General features: G+C 65.6%; 20 protein-coding genes. 15 read left to right on the forward strand and 5 right to left on the reverse strand.

Annotated features, from left to right (window positions below; genetic code table 11):
- Positions 1 to 291: 291 nt before the first annotated feature.
- On the forward strand, positions 292 to 1,227 hold the full coding sequence (locus AiwAL_RS11630) for a DMT family transporter (protein WP_262312730.1): 936 nt from the start codon (positions 292 to 294) through the stop codon (positions 1,225 to 1,227).
- Positions 1,228 to 1,608: 381 nt separating this feature from the next.
- Positions 1,609 to 2,511, forward strand: coding sequence for a LysR substrate-binding domain-containing protein (locus AiwAL_RS11635; protein WP_235704831.1), 903 nt, complete (start codon positions 1,609 to 1,611; stop codon positions 2,509 to 2,511).
- A 15-nt stretch (positions 2,512 to 2,526) separates the two neighbouring features.
- On the opposite strand, the gene AiwAL_RS11640 is transcribed toward AiwAL_RS11635, so the two are convergent.
- Together AiwAL_RS11640 and AiwAL_RS11645 are read right to left on the reverse strand one after the other, a co-directional pair.
- Positions 2,527 to 3,903 carry a HAMP domain-containing sensor histidine kinase gene (locus tag AiwAL_RS11640; RefSeq protein WP_235704832.1) on the reverse strand — a complete coding sequence of 459 codons (1,377 nt, stop codon included), beginning with the start codon at positions 3,901 to 3,903 and terminating at the stop codon, positions 2,527 to 2,529.
- Positions 3,893 to 4,588, reverse strand: coding sequence for a response regulator transcription factor (locus AiwAL_RS11645; RefSeq protein ID WP_316044779.1), 696 nt, complete (start codon positions 4,586 to 4,588; stop codon positions 3,893 to 3,895). The genes AiwAL_RS11640 and AiwAL_RS11645 overlap by 11 nt, the downstream gene beginning before the upstream one ends.
- Before the next feature lie 131 nt (positions 4,589 to 4,719).
- On the opposite strand from AiwAL_RS11645, the gene AiwAL_RS11650 reads away from it, so the two are divergent.
- From AiwAL_RS11650 to guaD, 11 genes are all read left to right on the forward strand, one after another.
- Positions 4,720 to 6,081 (forward strand): TolC family protein, encoded by a 1,362-nt coding sequence (locus AiwAL_RS11650; protein WP_262312731.1) that lies wholly within the window; start codon positions 4,720 to 4,722, stop codon positions 6,079 to 6,081.
- Entirely contained in the window at positions 6,078 to 7,097 is a 1,020-nt protein-coding gene (locus AiwAL_RS11655) for an efflux RND transporter periplasmic adaptor subunit (protein ID WP_262312732.1), read from the forward strand. The genes AiwAL_RS11650 and AiwAL_RS11655 overlap by 4 nt, the downstream gene beginning before the upstream one ends.
- Entirely contained in the window at positions 7,097 to 10,150 is a 3,054-nt protein-coding gene (locus AiwAL_RS11660; RefSeq protein WP_262312733.1) for an efflux RND transporter permease subunit, read from the forward strand. The genes AiwAL_RS11655 and AiwAL_RS11660 overlap by 1 nt, the downstream gene beginning before the upstream one ends.
- Before the next feature lie 135 nt (positions 10,151 to 10,285).
- The gene (xdhA, locus tag AiwAL_RS11665) at positions 10,286 to 11,848 is read left to right on the forward strand and encodes a xanthine dehydrogenase small subunit (RefSeq protein WP_262312734.1); all 1,563 of its coding nucleotides are present in this window, start codon (positions 10,286 to 10,288) and stop codon (positions 11,846 to 11,848) included.
- Positions 11,845 to 14,244: a xanthine dehydrogenase molybdopterin binding subunit gene (gene xdhB / locus AiwAL_RS11670; protein WP_262312735.1), complete on the forward strand. Its 2,400-nt coding sequence runs from the start codon at positions 11,845 to 11,847 to the stop codon at positions 14,242 to 14,244. The genes xdhA and xdhB overlap by 4 nt, the downstream gene beginning before the upstream one ends.
- Entirely contained in the window at positions 14,241 to 15,110 is an 870-nt protein-coding gene (gene xdhC, locus AiwAL_RS11675) for a xanthine dehydrogenase accessory protein XdhC (RefSeq protein WP_235704838.1), read from the forward strand. Before xdhB ends, xdhC begins: the two co-directional genes overlap by 4 nt.
- An 86-nt stretch (positions 15,111 to 15,196) precedes the next feature.
- The gene (gene uraH / locus AiwAL_RS11680) at positions 15,197 to 15,547 is read left to right on the forward strand and encodes a hydroxyisourate hydrolase (protein WP_235704839.1); all 351 of its coding nucleotides are present in this window, start codon (positions 15,197 to 15,199) and stop codon (positions 15,545 to 15,547) included.
- Positions 15,548 to 15,552: 5 nt separating this feature from the next.
- Complete coding sequence (locus tag AiwAL_RS11685) at positions 15,553 to 16,764, forward strand: urate hydroxylase PuuD (protein ID WP_235704840.1); 1,212 nt, start codon at positions 15,553 to 15,555, stop codon at positions 16,762 to 16,764.
- Positions 16,761 to 17,312: a 2-oxo-4-hydroxy-4-carboxy-5-ureidoimidazoline decarboxylase gene (uraD, locus tag AiwAL_RS11690; protein ID WP_262312736.1), complete on the forward strand. Its 552-nt coding sequence runs from the start codon at positions 16,761 to 16,763 to the stop codon at positions 17,310 to 17,312. The genes AiwAL_RS11685 and uraD overlap by 4 nt, the downstream gene beginning before the upstream one ends.
- A gap of 30 nt (positions 17,313 to 17,342) precedes the next feature.
- Positions 17,343 to 18,722, forward strand: coding sequence for a cytosine permease (locus AiwAL_RS11695; protein ID WP_262312737.1), 1,380 nt, complete (start codon positions 17,343 to 17,345; stop codon positions 18,720 to 18,722).
- Positions 18,722 to 20,080 carry a guanine deaminase gene (gene guaD / locus AiwAL_RS11700; protein WP_235704843.1) on the forward strand — a complete coding sequence of 453 codons (1,359 nt, stop codon included), beginning with the start codon at positions 18,722 to 18,724 and terminating at the stop codon, positions 20,078 to 20,080. The genes AiwAL_RS11695 and guaD overlap by 1 nt, the downstream gene beginning before the upstream one ends.
- Here guaD and panE read toward each other — a convergent pair.
- Both panE and AiwAL_RS11710 read right to left on the reverse strand, forming a co-directional pair.
- Positions 20,031 to 20,966 carry a 2-dehydropantoate 2-reductase gene (panE, locus tag AiwAL_RS11705; RefSeq protein WP_235704844.1) on the reverse strand — a complete coding sequence of 312 codons (936 nt, stop codon included), beginning with the start codon at positions 20,964 to 20,966 and terminating at the stop codon, positions 20,031 to 20,033. The two genes, guaD and panE, sit on opposite strands and share 50 nt — an antisense overlap.
- A gap of 4 nt (positions 20,967 to 20,970) precedes the next feature.
- Entirely contained in the window at positions 20,971 to 21,420 is a 450-nt protein-coding gene (locus AiwAL_RS11710; protein ID WP_262312738.1) for a PaaI family thioesterase, read from the reverse strand.
- Between the two features lie 100 nt (positions 21,421 to 21,520).
- Here AiwAL_RS11710 and AiwAL_RS11715 point away from each other — a divergent pair, with 100 nt between their 5' ends.
- Together AiwAL_RS11715 and AiwAL_RS11720 are read left to right on the forward strand one after the other, a co-directional pair.
- Complete coding sequence (locus AiwAL_RS11715; protein ID WP_235704846.1) at positions 21,521 to 22,036, forward strand: helix-turn-helix domain-containing protein; 516 nt, start codon at positions 21,521 to 21,523, stop codon at positions 22,034 to 22,036.
- Between the two features lie 79 nt (positions 22,037 to 22,115).
- Positions 22,116 to 23,189: a nitronate monooxygenase family protein gene (locus AiwAL_RS11720; protein WP_235704847.1), complete on the forward strand. Its 1,074-nt coding sequence runs from the start codon at positions 22,116 to 22,118 to the stop codon at positions 23,187 to 23,189.
- On the opposite strand, the gene AiwAL_RS11725 is transcribed toward AiwAL_RS11720, so the two are convergent.
- The gene (locus tag AiwAL_RS11725) at positions 23,190 to 23,897 is read right to left on the reverse strand and encodes a DJ-1/PfpI family protein (protein ID WP_235704848.1); all 708 of its coding nucleotides are present in this window, start codon (positions 23,895 to 23,897) and stop codon (positions 23,190 to 23,192) included. It abuts the gene before it with no gap.
- Positions 23,898 to 23,902: the final 5 nt, after the last annotated feature.

Consider the following 23,902-nt stretch of genomic DNA (forward strand, 5'->3'; position numbering starts at 1 on the left):
CGTGCCAGGTGCCGCTCCGGCAACCACTCGTCCACCGACCGCGGCATCAGGAAGTCCGTATCGCGGTCAATCGGGCGGAAGTTGCTCATGCGCAGGAGGTCCGGGGTGAAAGATGATCGATCCACGCTCGACCCTACCAGACACTTCCGCGTCGCGTTAAGTCCGACACGCTGCTAGAAGCAAGATAGGTTTTGAACCGATCCCCCTGGCGCCGGGCAGGCTTGCGCGCCGCGCACGCGACAAGCCGGCGTCCCGTCTCCTACCCTGGAGCCGGAATCGGGCGGGTGGACGATGACTGGCGAGCTTCGGATGGGACGATCGGAATGGCTGCTGCTGTTCGGCCTCGCCGCGATCTGGGGCTCCAGCTTCCCGTTCTACAAGATCATGGTTGCCCAGATACCGCCGATGACGATCGCGCTCGGCCGCACCGCGATCGCCGCCTTGGCACTCAATCTCGTGCTGCGCGCACGAGGCGAGCGGATTGCCGCGACCCGGTGGGACGCGTTCTGGTTTCTCATCTGCGGCATTCTCAACAACGCCCTGCCGTTCAGCCTGATCGCGTTCGGCGAAATCCGGCTGAGCGCCGGGCTCGCCTCGATCCTGAACGCGACCACGCCGATTTTCGGCATCCTGGTCGCCCATATGCTGACCCACAACGAACGACTGACCGGCCCACGTCTCGCCGGGGTGCTGCTCGGCTTCGGCGGAGTCGCGGTATTGCTTGGCCCCGGATTGTTCGATTCCGGCGCCGCCGGCTCGGGCGGGCGGCTGCTCGCCGAAGCCGCCTGTCTCAGCTCGGCGGTGGCTTACGCGTTCGGCGGCGTGTTCAGCCGCCGGCTGTCCGGGCATTCGGCGTTGCGGATCGCGACCGGCCAGGCCACCGCCGCCGCGCTGGTGATGATCCCGCTTGTCGTCGTCTTCGACCGGCCCTGGACAATGCCGATGCCGGGGCCGGCGGCGCTACTCTCGCTCGCCGCCATCGGCCTCGCCTGCACGGCTCTGGCCTATGTCATGTATTTTCGGATCATGCGCGTCGCCGGCGCCACCAACATGCTGCTGGTGACGTTGCTGGTGCCGGTGAGCGCGCTGATCCTGGCAGCACTCCTGCTCGGCGAAACCCTCCGTCCCAACGCCTTCGCCGGTATGGCGCTGATCGCTCTCGGCCTCGTCGCGATCGATGGGCGAGTGTTCCGCCGCGTACGTATGTTGAACACGACGAGGTCATAGCGATCCGGTGCCAGTGTCACGAAACTCCGACTGGCGGCTTGCCATGGCGTGTTTCCGAAGCGCGCCTGCTTTCATCCTCCCACGCGGAGAGGATCGATTGAAGCTCGCCATTCGCCGCGCTGAATCCCCCGACCCGAGCCCAGTACATCAGGCTGGAATGATTGGTCTCGCGAACGAAGTGCCCAGCGGCGCGCAGCAGGGACCGCAAAAAGACTGAAAGACGCGACATGATTATTCTCCATTCCCGTTATCGCCGGAGGGCGAGACGCTTGTGTCGCCTGGGCGAAGACCCCCGCATCCGGGGTTGCGCTGAACTTGGGGCGATGGCAGGTATTAGTAAAACGAATTTTTATTATCTGAGAAATCAGCTATTCTGATTCCATGCAATTGACCCCTACCCTCGAATCCGACGTTCTGCGTGCCTTCGTCTGCGTCGCCGAGGAGCGGAGCTTCACCCGCGCCGCGTCCCGCATCGGGCGCACGCAATCCGCCGTATCCATGCAGATCCGCAAGCTCGAGGATGTGCTCGGCCACCGGCTGCTCCATCGCGGGCGCGGCGAGGGTGTGGAGCTGACCGCCCACGGCGTCTATCTTCTCGGACGCGCCAAGGAGATGCTCGCGATCAACGATCAGGTCTGGACCACGTTCCGGGCGCCGGAGATCAGCGGCGAAGTCCGGCTCGGCACGCCGGACGATTATGCGCTGGAATTCCTTCCCGAGATTCTGCGGCGCTTCGCCGATGCGCATCCCGCGGTCCAGATTGCCGTCCATTGCGCGGAATCCGAGAAGCTGGCTCCAGCCGTGGCGGACGGCAAGCTCGATCTCGCCCTGCTTTCCGAAGGATTTGAGCCGGATCATGCGGCGATGACCCTGCTCTGGCGCGGCAAGCTCGCCTGGGCGACATCGGCCCTGCATGATCCGCACCTCTGCGATCCCTTGCCGGTTGCGCTCGCGCATGAGGGCTGCACGTGGCGCCGCGCCGCGACCCGCGCGCTCGAATCCGCCGGCCGCCGCTATCGCGTTGCATATACGTCGGCAACCCATGTCGGCACACTCGTGCCGGTGATCGCCGGGCTGGCGGTCACCGTCGTCGTGCCGACCCTGATGCCGGCCGGCGTCCGGCTGCTGCGCCCCGGCGAATTCGGCCTGCCGCCGCTGCCGGAATACGGCATCCTGCTGATGAAGGGGGTTAGCGAGAATACCAAGACGGTGGATGCGCTCGCGGCCTTCATTGTCGATGGGTTCCGGGCCGAAGCCGCGCGCGTCGAGCAGAAGGCCGCCTGATCCTTGCTTTCTGCCTCAGCGTGGCGAAGGGTTGGCAAATCGTAAAGCCACCCGCAATCCTGGCCGGACCGGATCGTCCCGCTCGGCGGACAGGGTGAGCGTCGCATCGTGCAGTGCCGCGATCGCGGCGGCGAGCGGCAGCCCGAGCCCGTGACCGTCGGTTGCCCGGCTCGCATCCAGCCGGCCGAACCGGCGCAGCGCCAAAGCGTGGCGCTCGGCCGAAATGCCGGGGCCGTCGTCAGTCACTGTCACTTCGATATCCCGCCCGACGCGAGCGGCAGCGAGCACAATCGCCGGACCCTCCCCGCCATGCCTGATCGCGTTCTCGATCAGGTTGGCGACCATCTGGTTGAGCAATGCGGCATCGCCGGTCAGAATCAATCCCGGCTCGATCGTCGCGGTAAACCGCCCGCCGGCGTCCTCGGCAACCGTCTCGTAAGTCTCGGCGATCTCTTCGAGCAGGAGCGAAAAATCGATCCGGGTGAACGATGCCCGCCGCGCCCCGCTCTCGATCTGGGCGAGCCGCAATATCGCCGCCGACAGGCCGAGCGCCGCATCGACCTGACCGATCGCGTCCTCCATCGTCGCGCGCATGACCGCCGGATCGGCCGCGCGTAACGAGAGTTCCAGCGATTCGCGCAAGCGCGCCAGGGGCGAACGTAAATCATGCGCGATCTCGTCGCCGACCGCGCGAATGTTGGCCATCAATTGCTCGATGCGCGCGAGCATCGCGTTGATGCTGGCGGCGAGATGATCGAATTCGTCGCCCGAACCGGAGTGCGGAATCCGGCGGGTGAAATCGCCGGCCATGATCTCCCGGCTCGCGGCGCTCACCGCCTCGACGCGGGCAAGCGCGCGCCGGCCGAAGCCGATGCCGGCGGCCAGCCCGATCGCGAGAGTGATGCCGAACCCGATCATGAAGCTGCGCCGGATCAGCTCGTTCAGCTCGTCGAGCATGGTCGCATCGGCGGCGACGAACAGACGATCGCCTCCGGCGACCGGCACGGCGCGACCGCGCAGCACATGGGTGTGCGGCGCGAAAACCTGGCCCGGCGGCGCGGCGAGCGTGTGCCAGCCGGGGCGCGGCATGGCGAGACGAAGATTGCCGGCGATCTTCCGCCCACCCGCGTCGTCGAGCAGGAAAAATATATTGGCGGGATGCTGGGCCAGCGCCGCGCGCACGCCGGCGATCACGATGCTTCGCGGGGTCATCGGCCCGGCGATCAAAATCTCGGATATCTCGTTGGCGATGTCGGCATCCAGCGTCGCCCGCATCGTGCCCAGCGTGCCGTAATAAATCACCGCGAACACCACCGCCGCGCTGGCCGAGGCGAGGCCCAGGCCAAGGGCCGCGAGCCGAACGCTGGTGGTCTGGAACAGCTTAGGCAGCATCGCCCAGCCGATAGCCTGCGCCGCGGATCGTCTGCACGAGTTCGCGCCCGAACCCCCGATCGATCTTGGCGCGCAGCCGTGAAATGTGAGACTCGACCACGCTGGTCTGCGGGTCGAAATGAAAATCCCAGACATCTTCGAGCAGCATGGTGCGGGTCACCACCTGGCCGGCATGGCGCATCAGATATTCGAGCACCGCGTATTCGCGCGGCTTGAGGGGAATGGTCTGGCCGGCGCGGGTCACTTCGCGGCTCAGCCGGTCGAGTTCGAGATCGGCGACGCGCAGGACCGCATCCTCCGGCTTTAGTGCGCCGCGCCGGGCAAGTGCCGCGATCCGCGCGCTCAACTCCGCCACCGCGAAGGGCTTGACCAGATAGTCGTCTCCGCCGGCGCGCAAACCGTCCACCCGGTCATCCACACCGCCGAGCGCGGTCAGAAACAGCGCCGGCGTTGTCACGCCCGCGCTGCGCAGCGTCCTGACGAGCCCCAGCCCGTCAAGCCCCGGCAGCATCCGGTCCACGATCAGGATGTCCCAGGATTCTCCGGCGGCCCGTAGCAGGCCGGGCCGCCCGTCGGGCGCGACCGAGACCACATGGCCTTCGGGCTCCAGCCCGGCACGCACGAGTTCAGCGGTGCGGGGATCGTCCTCGATCAACAGGATGCGCAGTTCTCGTTTCGGGTCCATGACATCGCAGGATCGGCCGTTCGAGAGCTGGGTCAAGCCGATTTCGGCAAAATTACAAAACGACAAACGCCACGCAAACCGCAGGGCAAGCGGGCGCCGCCAAACCCTCCCGCTCAGCAACCGCACGCATCATGATTTTCCGCAATCCGACCAATCCCTTCATCCCGAGCGCGATCCTGTTGGCTGCCGCCATGACTCTCGCCGGCTGCGCCAGTTATCGGGCGCGGCCGCTCTCGCTCGCGCCGCCGCTCAGGATCGATCTGGCATCGCTCGACCGCACCCCGCAAGGTGGGCGGGTGATCGATGCGACGCGCCCGCTTTCGCCGCAGGCGCTCGCCGCCCTCGCCGTGCTGAACGACCCCGCGCTCGCCGCCGCACGGGCACAAATCGGCATCGGCCGTGCTCAGATCTTCGCCGCCGGCCTGTTGCCCGACCCCAATATCCAGGGCGGATTCGGCGCATTGCTCGGCGGTCCGGGAACGGCGCCTTCGATCAGCGGCGCGCTCGCGCAGGATCTCGCTTCTTTGATCACCCGCGGCGCGAGGCTGCACGCCGCACGAGCGCGCGCGGCGGAAATCGGCGCCAATGTGATGTGGCAAGAATGGCAGGTTGCCTCTCAGGCCGAAACCCTAGCGGTGTCGCTCTGGGCGGACCGGCGCAGCCTCGCCACGCTCGATGCCGCGCGTTCGACTTTGCGAGGGTTGGTCGCGACCTCCCGCCAGGCGGTCGCTTCCGGCAATCTCGCGATCGATCAGGCCTCGGCGGCGCAAGCCAGCCTCGCTAGCCTGGATACGGCGCACGACGCCGTTGCTCAGCAGGAACAGACCGACCACGCCGCCTTGGCCGCGTTGCTCGGCGTCACGCCGAACACCCCGATCCCGCTCGCCCGGCCGCGCATCCCGCGCCTGCCGCACGGTGTGACGCGAAACCTCGTCGTCACGCTCGCGCGGCGCCGGCCCGACCTGATCGCGCTCCGCTATGGCTATCGCGCCGCCGACGCCGATCTGCGCGCGGCGATTCTCGCGCAATTCCCGCTGCTCTCGCTCTCGGTCAATGGCGGGTCGGATACCAGCCGGGTCGCCAGCCTGGGGCCGACGATCTCGCTCAACCTGCCGATCTTCAACGGCAACCGGGGCAATATCGCGGTGGCGAAAGCGACGCGGCGGCAGCTCGACGCGGCCTTTACCGCCGCACTTGGCGTCGCCCAGGGCCAGACCGATTCCGCCGAACAGGCGCTGGCACTGCTCGGGGCGGAGCGGCGAGCCGCCAAAGCCCGTCTGGTTTCCGCCGCAACCGCCGCGCACGCCGCGCGCCGCGCCTATCGCGCAGGCCTGATCGATGCGCGGATCGAAACCGACCTGATCGACCAGGCCGCGACCCGCCAGACCGAACTGATCGCGTTGGACCAGAAAAACGCGGCCGGGCGCATCGCGCTGGCGAGTTTGCTGGGTGCCGGCCTGCCCGTCGTTTCTCATACCGGAGGTGCGCCATGACGCGGATGATGCTCCCACTCGCGCTGATCCTGGCGATATCCTCGTCCGCGCTGGCCGAACCCGCGCCCAGCGTCCTGGTTACCACAGCACCGGTCAAATCCGGCAGCATCGAGCGGAGCATCACCGCCTACGGCACGGTCCAGGCCGGTCCCGGAGCGTCCGATACGCTTGCCGTCGCCTATGCGGGCATCGTCAAGCGGGTCGATGTGGTGCCGGGCGCCTCGGTGCATCGCGGCCAGGCCATCGCGCTGATCGGCACCGCGCCGAGCGCGCAATCCGCCTATGTCCAGGCCGAAGCCGCGTTGCGCGCGGCGAAGCAGACGCTCGCGCACACCAGAGCCCTGGTCGCCTCCCACCTCGCGACCCGGATGCAGCTCGGCCAGGCGGAACAGGCGGCAACCTCAGCGCTTTCGGCGCGGAACGCACTGCGCCGCGAGGGCGCCGATCGCGCCACAGCACCGATCGTAGCACCCTATGACGGGATCGTCGCCGCCATCGCAGTGGCGCCGGGCGCGCAGTTGCTGCCGGGCGCGGCGATCGCCACCGTTCTGCGCGGCGATGCCCTCGTCGCCACCGTCGGACTCGATCCGTTTCAGGCCGGACAGGTGCGCGCGAGCGACAAGGTCGCGGTCATCCCGGTCGCCGGCAACGGGCGCGGCACGCTGCGCGGCGTGGTGCTCGCGGTATCCACCATGGTCAATCCGCAAAGCGGCCTCGTCGATGCCACGATCAAGCTGCCTCCGGCGCACGTCCTGGTAGGCGAGCAGGTCACCGCCCGGATCGATATCGGCTCGGCGCGCGGCATCATCGTGCCGCGCGACGCGGCCTTGCCGGACGGGCACGGCTATACGCTCTGGCAGGTGAAAAGCGGCCATGCGACGCCGGTTCCGGTGGACGTTCGCGCCAGCGCCGGAAATTCGTCGGTGGTCAGCGGCAGGATCGACCCCGCTTTGCCCATCGTGACGACCGGCAACTATCAGCTCACGCCGGGAATCGCGGTCCGGGTACAGCGGTAATGGGTTTCGCCCGGTTCCTCGCGCGCCACCAGCGGGCGATCCTGTTCCTGATGGCGAGCCTCGCCCTCGCTGGCGCGGTCGCGGCGATGTCCCTGCCCGTCGGCCTGTTCCCACGCACCTCGTTTCCCCGCGTGCGCGTCAATATCGATGCCGGCGCACGTCCTGCCCAACAGATGGTGTTGCAAGTGACCAAGCCGGCGGAGCAGGCGCTGCGCGCCATCCCAGGTGTGGTTTCGGTGCGGTCGTCGACCTCGCGCGGCTCGGCGCAGATCTATGTCGACTTCAACTGGGGCCAGAACATGGGCCACGCGACGACCGAGGTCGACGCCGCGATCGCCCGGAAGCTGCCCGACTTCCCGCCGGGCACCACCTATGTCGTGCGCCGGATGGACCCGACCGTGTTCCCGATCATCGCCTATGCGATGACCTCGCACAGTATTTCGGAAACCAGGCTGCGCACCATCGCGCAATACCACATCGTTCCCGTGCTGACGCGGATTCCGGGCGTCGCCAAGGTCAGCGTGCAGGGCGGTACGACGCCCGAGGTGCATGTCCTGGTCGCGCCGCAGCGCCTCGCCGCGATGCATGTCACGCTGGCGCAGGTCGAGCAGGCGGTCAGCAAATCGAACGTCCTCGCCGCCGTCGGCCGCATGGCGGATCGCGACCGGCTCTATCTGCTGGTCCAGAACAACACGCTGAACTCGGTGCGCGCGGTGAAACGCATCGTGGTGCGCGCCGGGCCAGACGGCGTGGTGCGGCTCGATCAGGTCGCCACGGTGCGCATGGGCACCGTGCCGGTCTATTACCGGGTCGCCCAGAATGGCGTTCCGGCAGTCACGCTCCAGGTGTTCCAGCAGCCGAACGGCAATGCGGTCGCGGTCGACGCGGCGGTGCGCAAGGCACTCACCACCTATAAAGCCAATCTGCCGCACGGCGTGACATTGGTAAAATGGTATGACCAGAGCCGGTTGGTCAGCGCCGCCGCCGGTTCGGTGCGCGATGCCATCCTGATCGGCGTGATGCTCGCCGGCCTGGTGCTGATCGGCTTTCTGCGCAGTTGGCGCGTCACGCTGATCGCGCTCCTCGTCGTCCCCGCCTCGATGGCATCAGCGGTTCTGCTGCTGTCGTTTGCGGGGATGAGCTTCAACATCATGACGCTCGGCGGATTGGCCGCCTCGGTCGGTCTGGTGATCGACGATGCGATCGTCATGATCGAGCATGTCGCGCGCCGCGCTGGCCATGCCGCCGGCAATGCCGCGAAGGGGGCGGTTCTCGCCGCCGCCGCCGAGTTCCTGCCGCCGCTGTCCGGCTCCTCGATGGCCACGCTCATCGTGTTCGCCCCGCTCGCCCTTCTGTCCGGGGTGACCGGCGCATTCTTCAAGGCGCTGTCGATCACCATGGCGGCCACCCTCGCCGCCTCGTGGCTGCTGTCGGCCTTCGCTGTACCGGTGCTCGCCCGCGCCCTGATCGATTTCGACAAATGGCACGACCCGTTGGAAGCGCACGATGCCGCCGACCACACGGGCTGGCTCACCCGCACGCACGCGGCACTGCTGCCCAGGCTGATCGCCCGGCCCGGACTGCTCGCTCTGGGCATCGCCCCACTTATCGTCGCCGGTTTCCTTACCTATCGCGCGGTGCCCACCGGATTCATGCCGCATCTCGACGAAGGCGGTTTTGTGCTGAACTATCAGACCCGGCCGGGAACTTCGCTCGCCGAAAGCGTGCGCGAGGTGAACCAGGTGGAGGCAATCCTGCGTGCCGATCCGGCGGTGAAAACCTTCTCGCGGCGCACCGGCGCGGGGCTCGGCGGCGATCTGAACGAGCCCTACCAGGGCGATATTTTCGTCCAGCTCAAGCCGCATGGCGACCGGCCGTTGATCTGGCCGGTGATGGACCGGGTCCGGCGAAACATCGAAGCGAAGGTGCCGGGAATCGATTTCGACGAATCGCAAATGCTGAGCGATCTGCTCGGCGATCTCACCGGCGTGCCCGAACCGATCGAGATCAAGCTGAGCGGCGCGCCCGCCCAACTGCTCTCGACCGCGCGACGCGTCGCGACAGCGATCGGCGGCATCCGGGGCGTGGTTTCGGTAAACAACGGCGTCGTCCTCGCCGGCGATGCGATCGACATCCATGTCGATACCGCGCGGGCCGCGATGCTCGGTCTCGACCCCGCCTCGGTGCGCCAGACCCTGCGCACCGCGCTTCAGGGCAGCGTTGTGTCGGCGTTACCCGGCCAGTATCGCTTCACCGGCATCCGCGTCACCCTGCCGCAGGATGCCAAGCGGCATATCGGCGATCTCGCGCGCATCCCGGTGGCGACACCATCCGGCGCGCTGATCCCGATGGGCGATTTCGCAACGTTCAACGTGGTGTCCGGCCAGCCGGAGATCGACCGCGACAATCTCCAGCGCATCGTCGCGGTCACCGGGCGGATCAGCGGACGAGGCATCGGCGGGGTGATCGCCGATGTGCGGCACACCCTCGCCAGGCCGGGCATGCTGCCGCCCGGAATGCACTACACGCTCGGCGGACTCTACAAGCAGCAGCAGATCGCCTTTCTCGGCCTCGCCAAGGTCTTCGTCGCGGCGATCGCCGCCGAATTCATTCTCCTCTTGTTCCTGTACCGCAGCTTCATCATTGCCGGGACAATCCTCTCGACCGCCCTGCTCGCCAGCCTCGCGGTATTTATCGGGTTGTTCGTCTCCGGCGTGCAGCTCAACATCACCGCCCTGATGGGCATGACGATGATCGTCGGGCTCGCCACCGAAATGGCGATTTTCTACGTCTCGGAATATCAGTCTCTCGCGGAACACAACGACCCGCTCGAATCGCTCGTCACCGCCAGCCGCAACCGGCTGCGCCCGATCGCGATGACCACGCTCGCCGCTATCCTAACGCTGTTGCCGCTCGCTCTCGATATCGGCGAAGGCTCGGGGATGCAGCAACCGCTGGCGATCGCGATCATCTCCGGCTTCATCGTGCAGTTCCCGCTGGTTCTGCTGGCACTGCCGGTTCTGCTGAAGCTCGCGGTGAAAAAACCAACCTGAATCGGCGCACCGCGCCATAACCTCCCGCTTATGGGCGACATTTGCGCTCATATCCCTGATTTCACTTGATTAAGCTGGCTGGAAGGCGCCTCCTCAAGGGCGTTTCCGTTCCGCTTTATCCAAGAAAATCAGGTCATGACGCCGCAACCGATCAAGTTCTATTTCAGAAATCAAATCGCCCGCGTCGACGGGCTGCCGACCACGACCACGGTGCTGGACTGGTTGCGCATCCATGCCGGCCGCCCCGGAACCAAGGAAGGCTGCGCCGAAGGTGATTGCGGCGCCTGCACGATCGTCGTCGCCGAGCTGGCGGACGCCGCCGACCCGGCACAAGGCGCGATTCGCGTCGGCGATCTGGCGCTGCGCCCGATCAATGCCTGCATCCGCTTCCTGCCCACGCTGCACGGCAAGGCGTTGCTGACGGTCGAAGACCTGCGCTCGCTTACCGATCGGGCGCTGCACCCGGTGCAGCAGGCGCTGGTCGATTGCCACGCCTCGCAATGCGGCTTCTGCACGCCCGGTTTCGTGATGTCGCTGTTCGCGACCTACACGAAGCATATCGAGGCCGGCACCCGCCCGACCCGCCAGCAGGTCGCCGACGATCTTGCCGGCAATCTCTGCCGCTGCACCGGCTACCGCCCGATCCTTGATGCCGCTGCCAAAATGTTCGAGTTTCCCGCCGAGCATGTCGACGCCGCGCCGATCGCCTCCGCCCTGCGCGCCATCGCTGCGGAAACCGAGGAGCCATTCGTCTATGCGGCGCCCAACCCGGCCTATCCGGTGGCCGATGGCGCACGGATCGATCACTTCCACGCGCCGAAAACCCTCGCCGGCCTAGCCGCTCTCTATGCCGAAAAGCCGCGGGCGCGGCTGCTCGCCGGCGCTACCGATATCGGCCTCTGGGTGAACAAGCTGTTCCGCGATGTCGGCGATCTGATCTATCTCGGCGATGTCGTCGAACTGCGCGCGATCGAGCGGGACGGTTCGCTGCTGCGCATCGGCGCCGCCGTTCCGCTGGAAGACGCCTGGGGCGCCCTGATCGAGACCATGCCCGAGCTAGAGGAGATGGCGCTCCGCTTCGCCGGGCCGCCGGTGCGCCACGCCGGCACCATGGGCGGCAATGTCGCGAACGGCTCGCCGATCGGCGATGCAGCGCCGGTGCTGATGGCACTGGACGCAACCCTGGTGCTGCAACAAGGCGTGCGCATCCGGCGCCTGGCTCTCACCGATTTCTACCTCGACTATATGCGCAACGCGCTTGAGCCAGGCGAATTCCTCCACAGCATCGACGTTGCTCTGCCGGCACCGGAAACACATTTGCGCGCCTACAAGATTTCCAAACGAACCGATTGCGATATCTCGGCCGTCAGTTGCGGTTTCGCGCTCACGCTGCGGGACGATCAGGTTGCGTCGATCCGCCTCGCCTTCGGCGGCATGGCCGCGACCGTCCGGCGCGCCCGCGAGGCCGAGGCCGCTCTGCTCGGCGAGACCTGGTCCGAAACCGCTATCCGCGCCGCGATGGACGCTCTCGGACGCGACTTTGCACCGCTCACCGATCTGCGCGCCTCCAAGGATTATCGGCTACGGGTCGCACGCAACCTGCTCTGGCGCTTCTGGGTGGAAAACCGCCCGATCGCGCCTTTGCCGCAAGAAGAGACCCGCGCGCAGCGCATCGAGCATCGGGAGGCCGTCGCATGAACCAGGATGTCGCCCTGAAGCCCGGCTTCGCCGGCCATATTCCAGCCTCCTGGGCCGACGCCGATGCGGCAGCCTTGAGCGCGGGCGCGCGCGTCGGCGTCAGCCCGCCGCATGAATCGGCCCATCTCCATGTGGCCGGCGCCGCGCCCTATATCGACGATATCCCGGAAGCCGCCGGCACGCTGCACGCGGCGCTCGGCCTGTCGCCCGTTGCCGCCGGGCGGCTTGTTAACATCGACCGGGAAAGACTGATGGCGATGCCCGGCGTGGTCGCGGTGTTCACCGCATCCGACCTACCGGGCGTCAACGATTGCGGACCCGTCGTCCATGACGATCCGATCCTTGCCGACGGCACGTTGCGCTATCTCGGTCAGCCGGTGGCCCTCATCGTCGCCACCGAACGCGATCTGGCCCGGCGCGCCGCCGCGCTGATCAAGGACTGCCTGATCATCGAACCTGCCGCGCCGGTCCTGACCCAGCGCGCCGCTCACGCGCGCGGCGATTACGTGCTCAAGCCCGCCCATCTGATCCGCGAATCCACCGAGGGTGCGCTCGAACGGGCGCGCGTCGCGGCGCCGCACCGCCTGCGCGGCCAGTTCAGCCTCGGCGGCCAGGAGCAATTCTATCTCGAAGGGCAAATCTCCTATGCGATCCCGGCGGAAAACGACGGGATGCGCGTGCTCTGCTCCACCCAGCACCCGAGCGAGATGCAGCACGTCATCGCTCATGCGCTCGGCTGGCGCAGCCATCAGGTTCTGGTGGAATGCCGCCGCATGGGCGGCGGTTTCGGCGGCAAGGAATCGCAATCCGCGCTGTTCGCCTGCGCCGCCGCCCTCGCCGCGCATCGGCTGCAGCGCCCGGTGAAGCTGCGCCTCGACCGCGACGACGATTTCCTGATCACCGGACGGCGTCACGGGTTCGAATACGATTACGACGTCGCCTTCGAAGAAACCGGCCGGATTCTTGCGATCGAGGCTGACTTGATCGCCAATGCCGGCCACTCCGCCGATCTGTCGGGTGCGGTGATGACCCGCGCGCTCTGCCATCTCGACAATGCGTATTTCCTGCCCGAGGTCGCGATCCACGGCTACAACGCGCGCACCAACACCCAGAGCAACACCGCGTTTCGCGGCTTCGGCGGCCCGCAGGGCGCGCTGCTGATCGAGATCGTGATGGACCGGATCGCCCGCGCCCTTGGCCGCGACCCGCTCGATGTCAGGCGGGCAAATTTCTACGGCACCGACGAGCGCAACGTCACCCCCTACGGTCAGGTCGTCGAAGACAACGTGGTCCACAAGATCGTCGATGATCTCGTTGCCGACAGCGACTATCGCAAGCGGCGCGCGGCCATCGAGGCGTTCAACCGCCACAGCGAAGTCCTGAAAAAGGGAATCGCACTCACCCCGGTGAAATTCGGCATTTCGTTCAACGTGCCGCATCTCAACCAGGCCGGCGCGCTGGTTCACGTCTATGTCGACGGCAGCATCCTGGTGAACCACGGCGGCACCGAAATGGGCCAGGGGCTTAACACCAAGGTCGCGCAAATCGTCGCCGACGCGCTGGGTGTCGGCTTCGCCGCCGTGCGCTGCACCGCGACCGATACGTCGAAAGTCGCCAACACCTCGGCAACCGCCGCCTCCACCGGTGCGGACCTGAACGGTATGGCCGCGCAGGATGCCGCGCTGACCATCCGCGCCCGCCTCGCTGGCTTTGCCGCACAGCGTTACGGCGGCAGCGCCGAAAATGTTCGTTTCGCTAACGACGAGGTGAAAATCGGCACGACTATCCTGCCCTTCGCCACCCTGGTCCGTCAGGCCTACGAAGCGCGGGTGCAGCTTTGGAGCGACGGGTTCTACGCGACACCGAAGGTCCACTGGGACCCGAAAACCCTGCGCGGCCGGCCGTTCTACTATTTCGCCTATGGCGCGGCGGTCAGCGAGGTCGTTGTCGATACGCTGACCGGCGAGTTTTCGCTGCTGCGCGCCGATATCCTGCACGATGCCGGACGTTCGCTGAACCCGGCGATCGATATCGGCCAGATCGAGGGCGCTTTCATCCAGAGCATGGGCTGGCTGACCATGGAGGAACTGGTCTGGCATCCGCAATCCGGCATGCTGCTCACCCATGCCCCGAGCACCTACAAAATCCCGACCGCGAATGACTGCCCGGACGCGCTGAACGTCCGGCTGTTCGACAATCCCAACGCCGAACCGACCATCCATCGCTCGAAGGCGGTCGGCGAACCGCCGATGCTCCTCGCGTTTTCAGTATTGCTCGCGATCCGCGACGCGATCGCCGCGACCGGTGGCCAAGGTGCGGACCCGCCATTGCGCGCGCCGGCAACGCCCGAAGCGATCCTGGACGCGGTCGACGCCGTAAGGAGTGCCGCGACATGATCGCCCGATTCCCATACGGGGTCTGCGTCGAGGTGCGCGCGGTGCGCGGCTCGGCGCCGCGCGAGGTCGGCGCACGGATGCTGGTGAAGCCGAACGGGACAGAAGGCAGCATCGGCGGCGGCCAGCTCGAACACACTGCGACCACCCGCGCCCGCGACATTCTCGCCGATTGGGTTTCGGGCAACGGCCCGATCATCGACGATGTCGAAACCCGTGCGCTGGGCCCGCATCTCGGCCAATGCTGCGGCGGCGTCGTGACGCTCGCCTATACCCCCTGGCTCGAACCCCATCTGCCGCCGCCGCCTTCCCTGTTCCGTTTGCAGTTGCACGGAGCCGGTCATGTCGGGCGCGCCCTCGTGCGCGTGCTGTGCGATCTCCCCTGCACGATCGACTGGGTGGATGTCCGCCCCGACGCGTTCCCGCCGATCGCACCGGGCGACACGACAGCGGCAATAGACTGTCACCGTGTCGATGAGCCGGAAGTCATGATCGAGGCGGCACCGTCCGGCTGCATGATCCTGGTGATGACCCATAGCCATGCACTCGACGCCGCCATCTGCGAAACGGCGCTGCGCCGTGACGATCTCCCCTATATCGGTCTGATCGGCTCGGCGACCAAGCGTGCGCGATTCGAACATCGCTGGCGGCGTCAAGGTCTTTCGGCAGAGGCGATTGCCGGGTTGACCTGCCCGATCGGAATCGGCGGCATTGCCGGCAAGCAGCCGGAGGTTCTGGCCGTCGCGGTCGCGGCGCAATTGCTGCTGCAGGCTGGCGGCCCCGCCGCGGCGCCACGCAGAGAGCCGCTACTCGCCGAGCATTCCTGCGCCGGATGCGCATCCGCGACGACCCTGTGTGGGGCATCATAATCCAGGCGCTATGACGCGCATTTCGGTTATCGCCTCCAGCCTGATCGATTTATCACTTAATCCGGTATCGCGGATCGGAGAGGACAATGACACGTCTGACCACCCATATTCTCGACACGGCGAATGGCCGCCCGGCTTCCGGCGTGCGCATCCGCCTCTATGCGCAGGCGCAGCCGGGCAAGCTACTCGCTGAAGCCGTCACCGACGCGAACGGCCGCGCCGCCTGCACGCCCCAGGACGCGGCCGGATTGCCCAGCGGCGTCTATGATCTGGTCTTTTCGATCGGTCCCTATTTCGCGGCGCAAAGCCGAGAGCCCGCACCCCAAACCTTTCTCGACGACATCGTGCTGCGCTTCGGCATGAACGCCGAAGAACCTCACTATCATATCCCGCTTCTGGTCTCGCCCTGGAGCTACACAACCTATCGCGGAAGCTGAATTCCATGTTTTCATATCTAACTGGCTGGGCAATGGGCCTGCTGATCTGGCTGCACGTGATCGCGGCGATCGCCTGGATCGGCGAGTCGTTCTACTTCGTCATGCTCGACAACAGCCTGCACGAACCCGAAGAGGAGGCCGAACGGCGCAAAGGCGTGTTCGGCGAGTTGTGGGCCGTGCATGGCGGCGGATTCTATCATTCGCAGAAATATCTCGTCTCGCCGGCACGTATGCCGGACGATCTGCACTGGTCGAAATGGAAATCCTATGCGACCTGGCTTTCGGGATTCGCCTTGCTGACAGTGATGTATCTGATGCAGCCGGGCACCTATCTGATCGACCCGTCGGTTGCCCATCTCACACCGTCTCTCGCAATCATCTGCGTGCTTGGCTTTCTGCTCGCGGGCTGGGTCGTCTATGACATCGCGTGCCGGCTGCTCGGCAAGAACGATTTTGTGCTCGGCGTCGTGATCGCGATTTTCGTGGCGGCCGCCGCCTTCCTCGCGACTCATCTGTTCGCGCCGCAGGCGGCCTTCCTCATCGTCGGCGCGATGATCGGCACGATCATGTCCGCCAACGTCTTCTTCTGGATCATTCCAGGACAGAAGAAGATGGTGAACGCCCTGGCGCGCGGTGAAACGCCGGATCCGATCCCCGGCAAGCGCGCCAAACAGCGATCCGTGCACAATACCTATTTCACCCTGCCGGTCGTGTTCGCGATGCTGAGCAGCCATTTCAGCATGCTCTACGGCGGTGCCGCCAACTGGCTCAGCCTCTGGCTGGTGATGGTCGCGGGCGCGCTGATCCGTCAGTATTTCGTCATGCGCCATACCAAGAGCGAGATCTGGCAATTGCCCACGATGGCGGCCGGACTGATCGTCATCGTGATGGTCCTGGTCGCACCCGCCCACCTGATCGGCGGGGCAGTGCACGCCCAGACCGCTGCGGCCAACGCACCTGGTCCGACCGTCGACACCGCCGCGGTCACGCCGATCATCCAGGATCGCTGCGGGAAATGCCACTCGGCGCACCCGACAATGATGTCCAGCGCACCGGACGGGTTGATCTTCGACACGGCGAGCGAAATCCATCAGCACGCCGCGCTGATCTATCAGCAGGCGGTGCAGGCAAAATCGATGCCGCCAGGCAACATCACGCACATCACCAAGGCCGAACGTGCCAAGATAGGCCGGTGGTTTCAGGGTGGTGCGAAATGACCGTCATAAACAAAGCAGTCGCCGAGGCTCCGCTGACGATCGATGCGCTCAACCGGATGGCGGAGACGATGTTCGTCGAAGCGCTCGCCGATATCTATGAGCACTCGCCATGGATCGCGGCGAAAGCCGCCGCCGAGCGTCCTTTCGTCGACACCGACGATCTCGTCGAAGCGATGGCCGAGATCGTTCTCACCGCCGATCAAGAAAAGCAACTGGCACTCCTGAACGCGCATCCCGAACTCGGCCAGTCCGGCACCCTGACCTCGGCATCGACGATCGAGCAGCGCTTCGCCGGCTTCGATCGCATGACGCAAGGTGATGCCGAACGGCTCGCGACACTCAATCGCGCCTATCGGACCCGTTTCGGCTTTCCGTTCATCATCGCGGTGCGGGGTCAGAAGAATGCCGAAGCCATCATCGAAAGACTGCAACAACGCCTTGCCCACGATCAATCCGCCGAAGCGAAGCTGGCCCTCGACGAGGTGATCAGGATCGCCAACTTCCGGCTGCGGCGCCGCATCCACGATCCACAACAACCGGTAGCATAAGCAACAATACGAACGAGGGAAACGACGACCATGAAAACCGCCGACATACTAACAGTTGAATCAAAAGGGATCGCACGCATCGATCCCGACGAAGCCCATGGCACGCCGCGCGCCCTGTTCAGGCTATGGGCGGCGGCGAATGTCGAATTCGCAACCATCACCACCGGCGCGATCGCCACCGGCGTCTTCGGTTTGTCCGCATTCGACGCAATCGCTGCCATCGTCGTGGCAAATCTCATCGGCTGTACCCTGCTCGGCCTGTTTTCGACCTATGGCGTCGAATACGGCCTGCCGCAGATGATTCAGTGCGTGAACTGGTTTGGCAAGCCCGGCAATCGGTTTCTGTCGTTCCTGAACTTCCTAAACGGATTTTCCTGGTTCGCGGTGAACACGGTCATCGGCAGCTACGCGCTGCACGCGACCTTGGGCACCAATATCGACCAAACCATCATCGTGCTCACCATCGTCCAGGTCTTCATCGCGCTGATCGGCCATGATTTCATCGTCGCGGCGGAACGCTGGTTCTTCTATTTCCTTACCGCCGTTTTCGTCATTCTCACCGTTTTGTCGTTTCTGCACATCACCCATTTCCCGGTGCCGAATACGAAAAGTCTCGCCGAAGTCGGCGGCGTCTCGGGCGCTTTCCTGCTCACCGTCTCGATCATGCTGTCATGGCTCGGCGGCTGGATTCTCTATTCGTCCGACTATACGCGTTATCTGTGCTTCCGGGAGAACCGCCCGCAGATGAAGCGCCGGGTTTTTCTCAACACCTTCCTCGGTGCCTTCATCTCCTGCGTGTGGCTGGAATGCCTCGGTGCGTTCATCGGTGCAACGGTTCAGCTCAACAGCCCGTCCGACCTGTTCACCGCCTGGATTCCCGAATGGTTCCGTCCGCTTCTGATCCTTGCCATCATCGTCGGCACGGTCAGCCCGAACATCCTGAACATCTATTCGGCGTCCTTGTCCGCGCTGGCATCCGGCATCAAACTGAAGCAATATCAGGCAGCGCTTTTGACCGGCTTGGTGGGTCTGGCGATCGCCATTTTCGGACACAACAATTTCTACAAGCACTATGAACTTCTGCTGTTTTTCCTTGGCTATGTCATCATTCCCCGCTTCCCGGTCATGATCATCGCCCATTTCTGGCCGCGCCGGTCGCGCTGGTCCGGCATCGGGATCGGCCATCTCGGATTTTTCGCCTGGCTGATCGGCGTGCTATGCAGCATCCCGTTCTTCAACCAGTATCCGCTGTTCGTCGGACCGTTTGCCCGCGCCTATCCGCAATGCGGCGATATCTCCTTCTTCGTCGGCGCCTTCGCGACGACGATCGCCTATCTCGTGCTGACCGCGCCGAAATTCGCCGAAGCGCGCGAAGCCGTTCCGTCAAGCGTCGATCTGGAAACACCGTGATGAAATCGGCGCTGCGCGGCCCGTTCCTGACCTATACCGGCAATCCGTTCCAGGATGATCCTGCCTCCTGTTATCGATACGAGTCCGACGGCTTGATCGTGATCGATAACGGCAGGATCATCCATGCCGGAGCCTTCACGGCCGATCATGTGCCGCACGGAGTGGTGCCGGACCATCACCCCGATGCGCTGATCCTGCCCGGCTTTATCGATGCCCATGTGCATTATCCGCAGACCCCGATGATCGGCGCCTTCGGCAAGCAATTGCTGGAATGGCTGGAAAACTATGTTTTCGTTATCGAACAGCGCTACAACGATAAAGTCTTCGCACGGGCCATCGCAAAGCTGTTCCTGCGCGAACAGATAAGAGCGGGCGTCACCACGCCGATCACCTATTGCACGGTCCATCCTGAATCGGTGGACGCCTATTTCGAGGAAGCGTCGCTCCTGGGTCTGCGGACCGGCGCCGGCAAGGTTCTGATGGACCGGAACGCGCCCGAGGCTTTGCGCGATTCCGCGCAATCGGGCTACGATCAATCGAAACGGCTTGCCGAACGCTGGCATGGCGACGGCCGCTTCTTCTACGTGGTCACGCCGCGCTTCGCACCCACCAGCACCGAGGCGCAACTCGACCTGGCGGGCGCACTATTGCGCGAAATTCCAGGCCTCTACATGCAGACCCATCTGGCGGAAAACACCAGCGAACTGCAATGGGTCGCCGCCTTGTTTCCAGGCAGCCACGACTATCTCGATGTCTATGACCGGCATAATCTCGTCGGCCCACGCTGCCTGTTCGGTCACGCCGTGCATCTCTGCGAACGCGAATGGCGGCGCCTCGCCCAGGCCGGCGCCACCGTGGTCCACTGCCCGACCTCCAATCTGTTTCTCGGCTCGGGCCTGTTCAATCTGAAGCGGGCGCTGGTTTCCGCCAACCCGGTGCGCACCGCGCTCGGTTCCGATCTCGGTGCCGGCACCAGTTTTTCGCCGCTCACCACGCTGAACGAAGCCTACAAGATCGCCCAGTTGAACGGCTACGCGCTATCCGCGCATCAGGCCTTCTATCTGGCAACACTCGGATCGGCCCGCGCGATCTATCAGGACGCGCATATCGGCAGCATCGAAGCCGGGAAGGACGCCGACCTCGTCGTGCTCGACCCGAAGGCTACGCCGCTGCTCGCCGCCCGTCAGGAATTTTCGGAATCGCTCGAGGAACAGTTATTCGTTCTGATGACGCTGGGCAGCGAAACCGCCGTCAAGGCAACCTATGTCGCCGGCCGCAAGGTTCATGAACGCGCACCGACGGAATCGGTCATGCCGGCACTACCGCCTCGCGTGTCCGCCGCGCCTCGTAGGATTTGAGGTGAGCATAGGCGATGCGCAGCAGCGCACCGCCGCGATGTGGTTCGCCGCGATCGAGCAGATCGCCGACGACATGATCGGCCTCGATCCTCCCGCCGCGTTCGATGTCGCGCAGCATCGATGCGGTGAAAGGAGACCCCGCCGCCGTGAGCATGGCGCGGCTGCGCTCAATCATGGCCGCACGCGGCGGAAAACCGTTTCGTTCCGCGATGACGGCGCACTCATCGAACAGCGCGGCGGCAAGATCCGCGTTCCCCGCCGCGACGATATCGCCGATTGCCGCCCGCATCAGGCAGGTGATGCCGGCGAGCGTCGCGATGAATATCCATTTCTCCCACATCTCCTGGAGAATCACGGAACTGTGGCGAGTGTCGAAATTTGCCTTGGCGAACACGGCTTCGATTGCTTCCGCGCGGGCAGTGCGCACCCCGTCGCGTTCGCCGAAGGTGAGCGTGTGAGCATCGTTGAGATGCAGAATCTCGCCTTCGGAGCCGAGTGCGGCCGAAATCGCGCATTGCCCGCCAAGCACGTGCGCGGCACCGAAACGGGCGTCCAGCGCATCGAGATGGCGCATACCGTTCAGCAGCGGCAGAATCGCCGTTTGCGGCCCGACCGCCGCGGCGAAAGCATCCATCGCGCTTTCGAGATCGTAGGCTTTGCAGCTCAAAAGAATCAGATCGAAATTTTCCCGCAATGCGTCAGCCGTAACAACCGGCGGCGCCGGCAGATCGACGTCGCCGCGCGCGCTGCGGATCACGAGGCCGTTACGGGCGAGCGACGCGGCACGCCCGGCTCGCACCAGAAACGTCACATCGGCGCCGGCTTGCAAAAGCCTGCCGCCGAAATAACCACCGGTACCGCCGGCACCGACGACAAGAATGCGCATCGCCTCAGCGATCCATGACGATCAGGGTCGAGGTCGCCGAGGCGTAAAGTCGTCCCGCTTCATCGGTCAGCCGCGCTTCGGCGAAGGCCGCGCGCCGCCCCATCGAAACAACCATGCCTTCGGCGCGCACCGTCCCGGTTTCCGCTGTGAGTGCCTTATGATAGGCGATCTTCAATTCCAGCGTCGAATAGGCTTGCCCCGGCATCAGCTTCGAGTGCACGGCGCAGCCGCAGGCGGAATCGAGCAGGGTCGCGGCGTAGCCGCCATGCACCGTGCCGATCGGGTTATAAACCCCATGGCCCGGCCTTCCCTCGAACACGGCGCGGCCGGCTTCAATCTCGACCAGATTGAAACCGAGAGTCTGCCCGATTCCAACCCTCAGCTTCGCGTCCATCAGGGCGCGCAACTGATCGAGGCCGCTTGGCCGGGCATCAAGAGCGATGTCGTTCATCATGGTTTTCCTCTCCGGGTTGATCATGTCGATCTATCACTTGCATTATAATAGTCGCAAGCGTAAATGCTTGTCACCCTCAGAAACCGCGCAAGGGTCTGCCATGCAGCGCAAGAGCTTCGGCACCATGCAGTGCCCGATCGCCCGCAGCCTCGAACGGGTTGGCGAATGGTGGAGCATCCTGATCTTGCGCGACGCCTTCCACGGCCTGACGCGGTTCGATCAGTTCCAGAAAAGCCTGGACATCGCGCCGAACATGCTGACGCGACGGCTCAATGCGCTGGTCGAGTCCGGCCTGCTGGAGCGCCGCCTCTACAGCGAGCATCCGCCGCGCCATGATTACGTATTGACCGAACGCGGACGCGATTTCAGCCCGATACTCCTGGCATTGCTCGCCTGGGGCAACAAGCATTTCGCGCCAGAGGGGCCGAGTGTCGTTCTGCTGGACCGCGAAACCGGCGCCGAAGCGCAGCCGATGATGATCGACAAACTCAGCGGCAAGCCGCTCGCGACATCCCGTTTCCGCACCGCCCCAGGACCCGCGGCCGATGCGCGCACCCGCGCCCGGCTCGAAGCCGGGCGCGCGACACCGAAAACCGCATCGCGAGCGCCGGGTTAACGACCTCATACGTTCATTTTGCCGAATCGCCGCTTTGGCTTATCCCGCTTTCGAGCAACCGATCATTCGGAGACGCCAGATGCCGAACCTGACCCCTCGTAACCGTGCGGCGGCGTTCTGCGAGCGCTTTGGCCTCGATATGCCGATCCTCCAGGCCCCCATGGCGGGGGCCTGCCCGGCAAGCCTCGCCAGTGCGGTCGCCAATGCCGGCGGCATGGGCGGCATGGGTGCCCTGTTATCGACACCGGACGAGATCGCCGACTGGGCCGCCGATTTCCGCGGCGGCAGCAACGGCGCGTTCCAGGTCAATCTCTGGGTGCCGGACCCTCCGCCCCGGCGCGACGCGGCGGCGGAAGCGCGGGTGCGGGAATTTCTCGGCGGCTGGGGGCCCCCGGTTCCGCCCGAAGCGGCCGAGGCCAAGCCGCCCGATTTCGCCGCGCAGTGCGAGGCCCTGCTCGCCGCCGCGCCGCCGGTGGTGTCCTCGATCATGGGCCTTTACCCGCCGGATTTCGTCGCCGCGCTCAAAGCGCGCGGGATCGCCTGGTTCGCCTGCGCCACGACTCTCAACGAAGCCCTCGCGGCCGAGGCCGCCGGTGCGGACGCCATCGTCGCGCAGGGCGCCGAAGCCGGCGGTCATCGCGGCAGCTTCGAGGCCGCCGAGGCGGAACAGCAAAGCGTGGGACTTTTCGCCCTGCTGCCGCGGCTTGCCGACAGGCTCTCGATACCCGTCATCGCCACCGGCGGCATCGCGGATGGGCGCGGCACGGCGGCCGCCCTCATCCTGGGTGCCAGCGCCGTGCAGATCGGCACCGCCTTCCTGCGCTGCCCGGAGGCCAAAACCAATCAAGCCTGGGCCGACGCGCTGGCCTCGGTCGAGCCGGAAGCCACAAGGTTGACCCGCGCCTTCAGCGGGCGACTCGGGCGCGCGATCGCGACCGATTACGTTCGCGCGGCGGCGACCGCGATCGCACCTCCCGCGCCCTACCCGGTGCAGCGCGGCCTGACCGCGCCGATGCGGGCGGAGGCGGCACGCGCGGGCGACATCCAGCGCATGCAGGCCTGGGCCGGACAGGCGGCGTTCCTGGCCGAAGCGAAACCGGCGGCCGAGGTGGCCCGCGATATCTGGGACACCGCCCAAACCCTCCTGCCCTGATCAGGCACCGGCGGGCCGGGCGCCGGCGCGCAGCGCTTCTGCCGCGCGCTGAACGGCGTCGCGCCGGTCCGCCATCGCGGGCGCCATCCGGGCCGTAACCGCCTCAAGGATCGCAGGCGGCGCGATTTCCGGCCGTCCGGCATGGAAGGGCGGCTCTGGCGCGTATTCGAGCCCCAACTGGATCGACTGGGCAACCTCCGCTCCGGCGAGTTCGCCGATCAGCGCCAGGGAGAAATCGATGCCAGCGGTCACGCCGCCGCCGGTCAGGATGCTGCCGTCGCGAACCACCCGGCCCGGATCGGGAATGGCGCCGAATGCCGGCAGCATGTCGCGCCAGGCCCAGTGGCAGGCGGCGCGCCTGCCCTTCAGCAATCCCGCCGCGCCGAGAATGAGCGAGCCGGTGCAGACCGAGGTGACGTACCGCGCCGTGGCGGCCAGCCACCTTATGGCATCCATGTAGACCGCGTCCCGCATGGCGGCGACGCAGCCGACGCCACCCGGCACGCACAGCACGTCGCATTGTCCGATCGCGCCCAGATCGGCCAGATCGGCAAAAGTCAGGCCGTCGGCAGTCACCAATGCACCGCCAACCGATGCTACGATCACTTTCGCCCCCGCAAGCCGGGAGACGAACTGGTGCGGCCCGGTGAAATCGAGGTGGGTAACGCCGGTATAGATCGGAAAAACGATGGTGATTTGTTCGGTCATGGAGA

The sequence above is a fragment of the Acidiphilium sp. AL genome, from assembly GCF_025499445.1.
Taxonomy (GTDB): Bacteria; Pseudomonadota; Alphaproteobacteria; order Acetobacterales; family Acetobacteraceae; genus Acidiphilium; species Acidiphilium iwatense.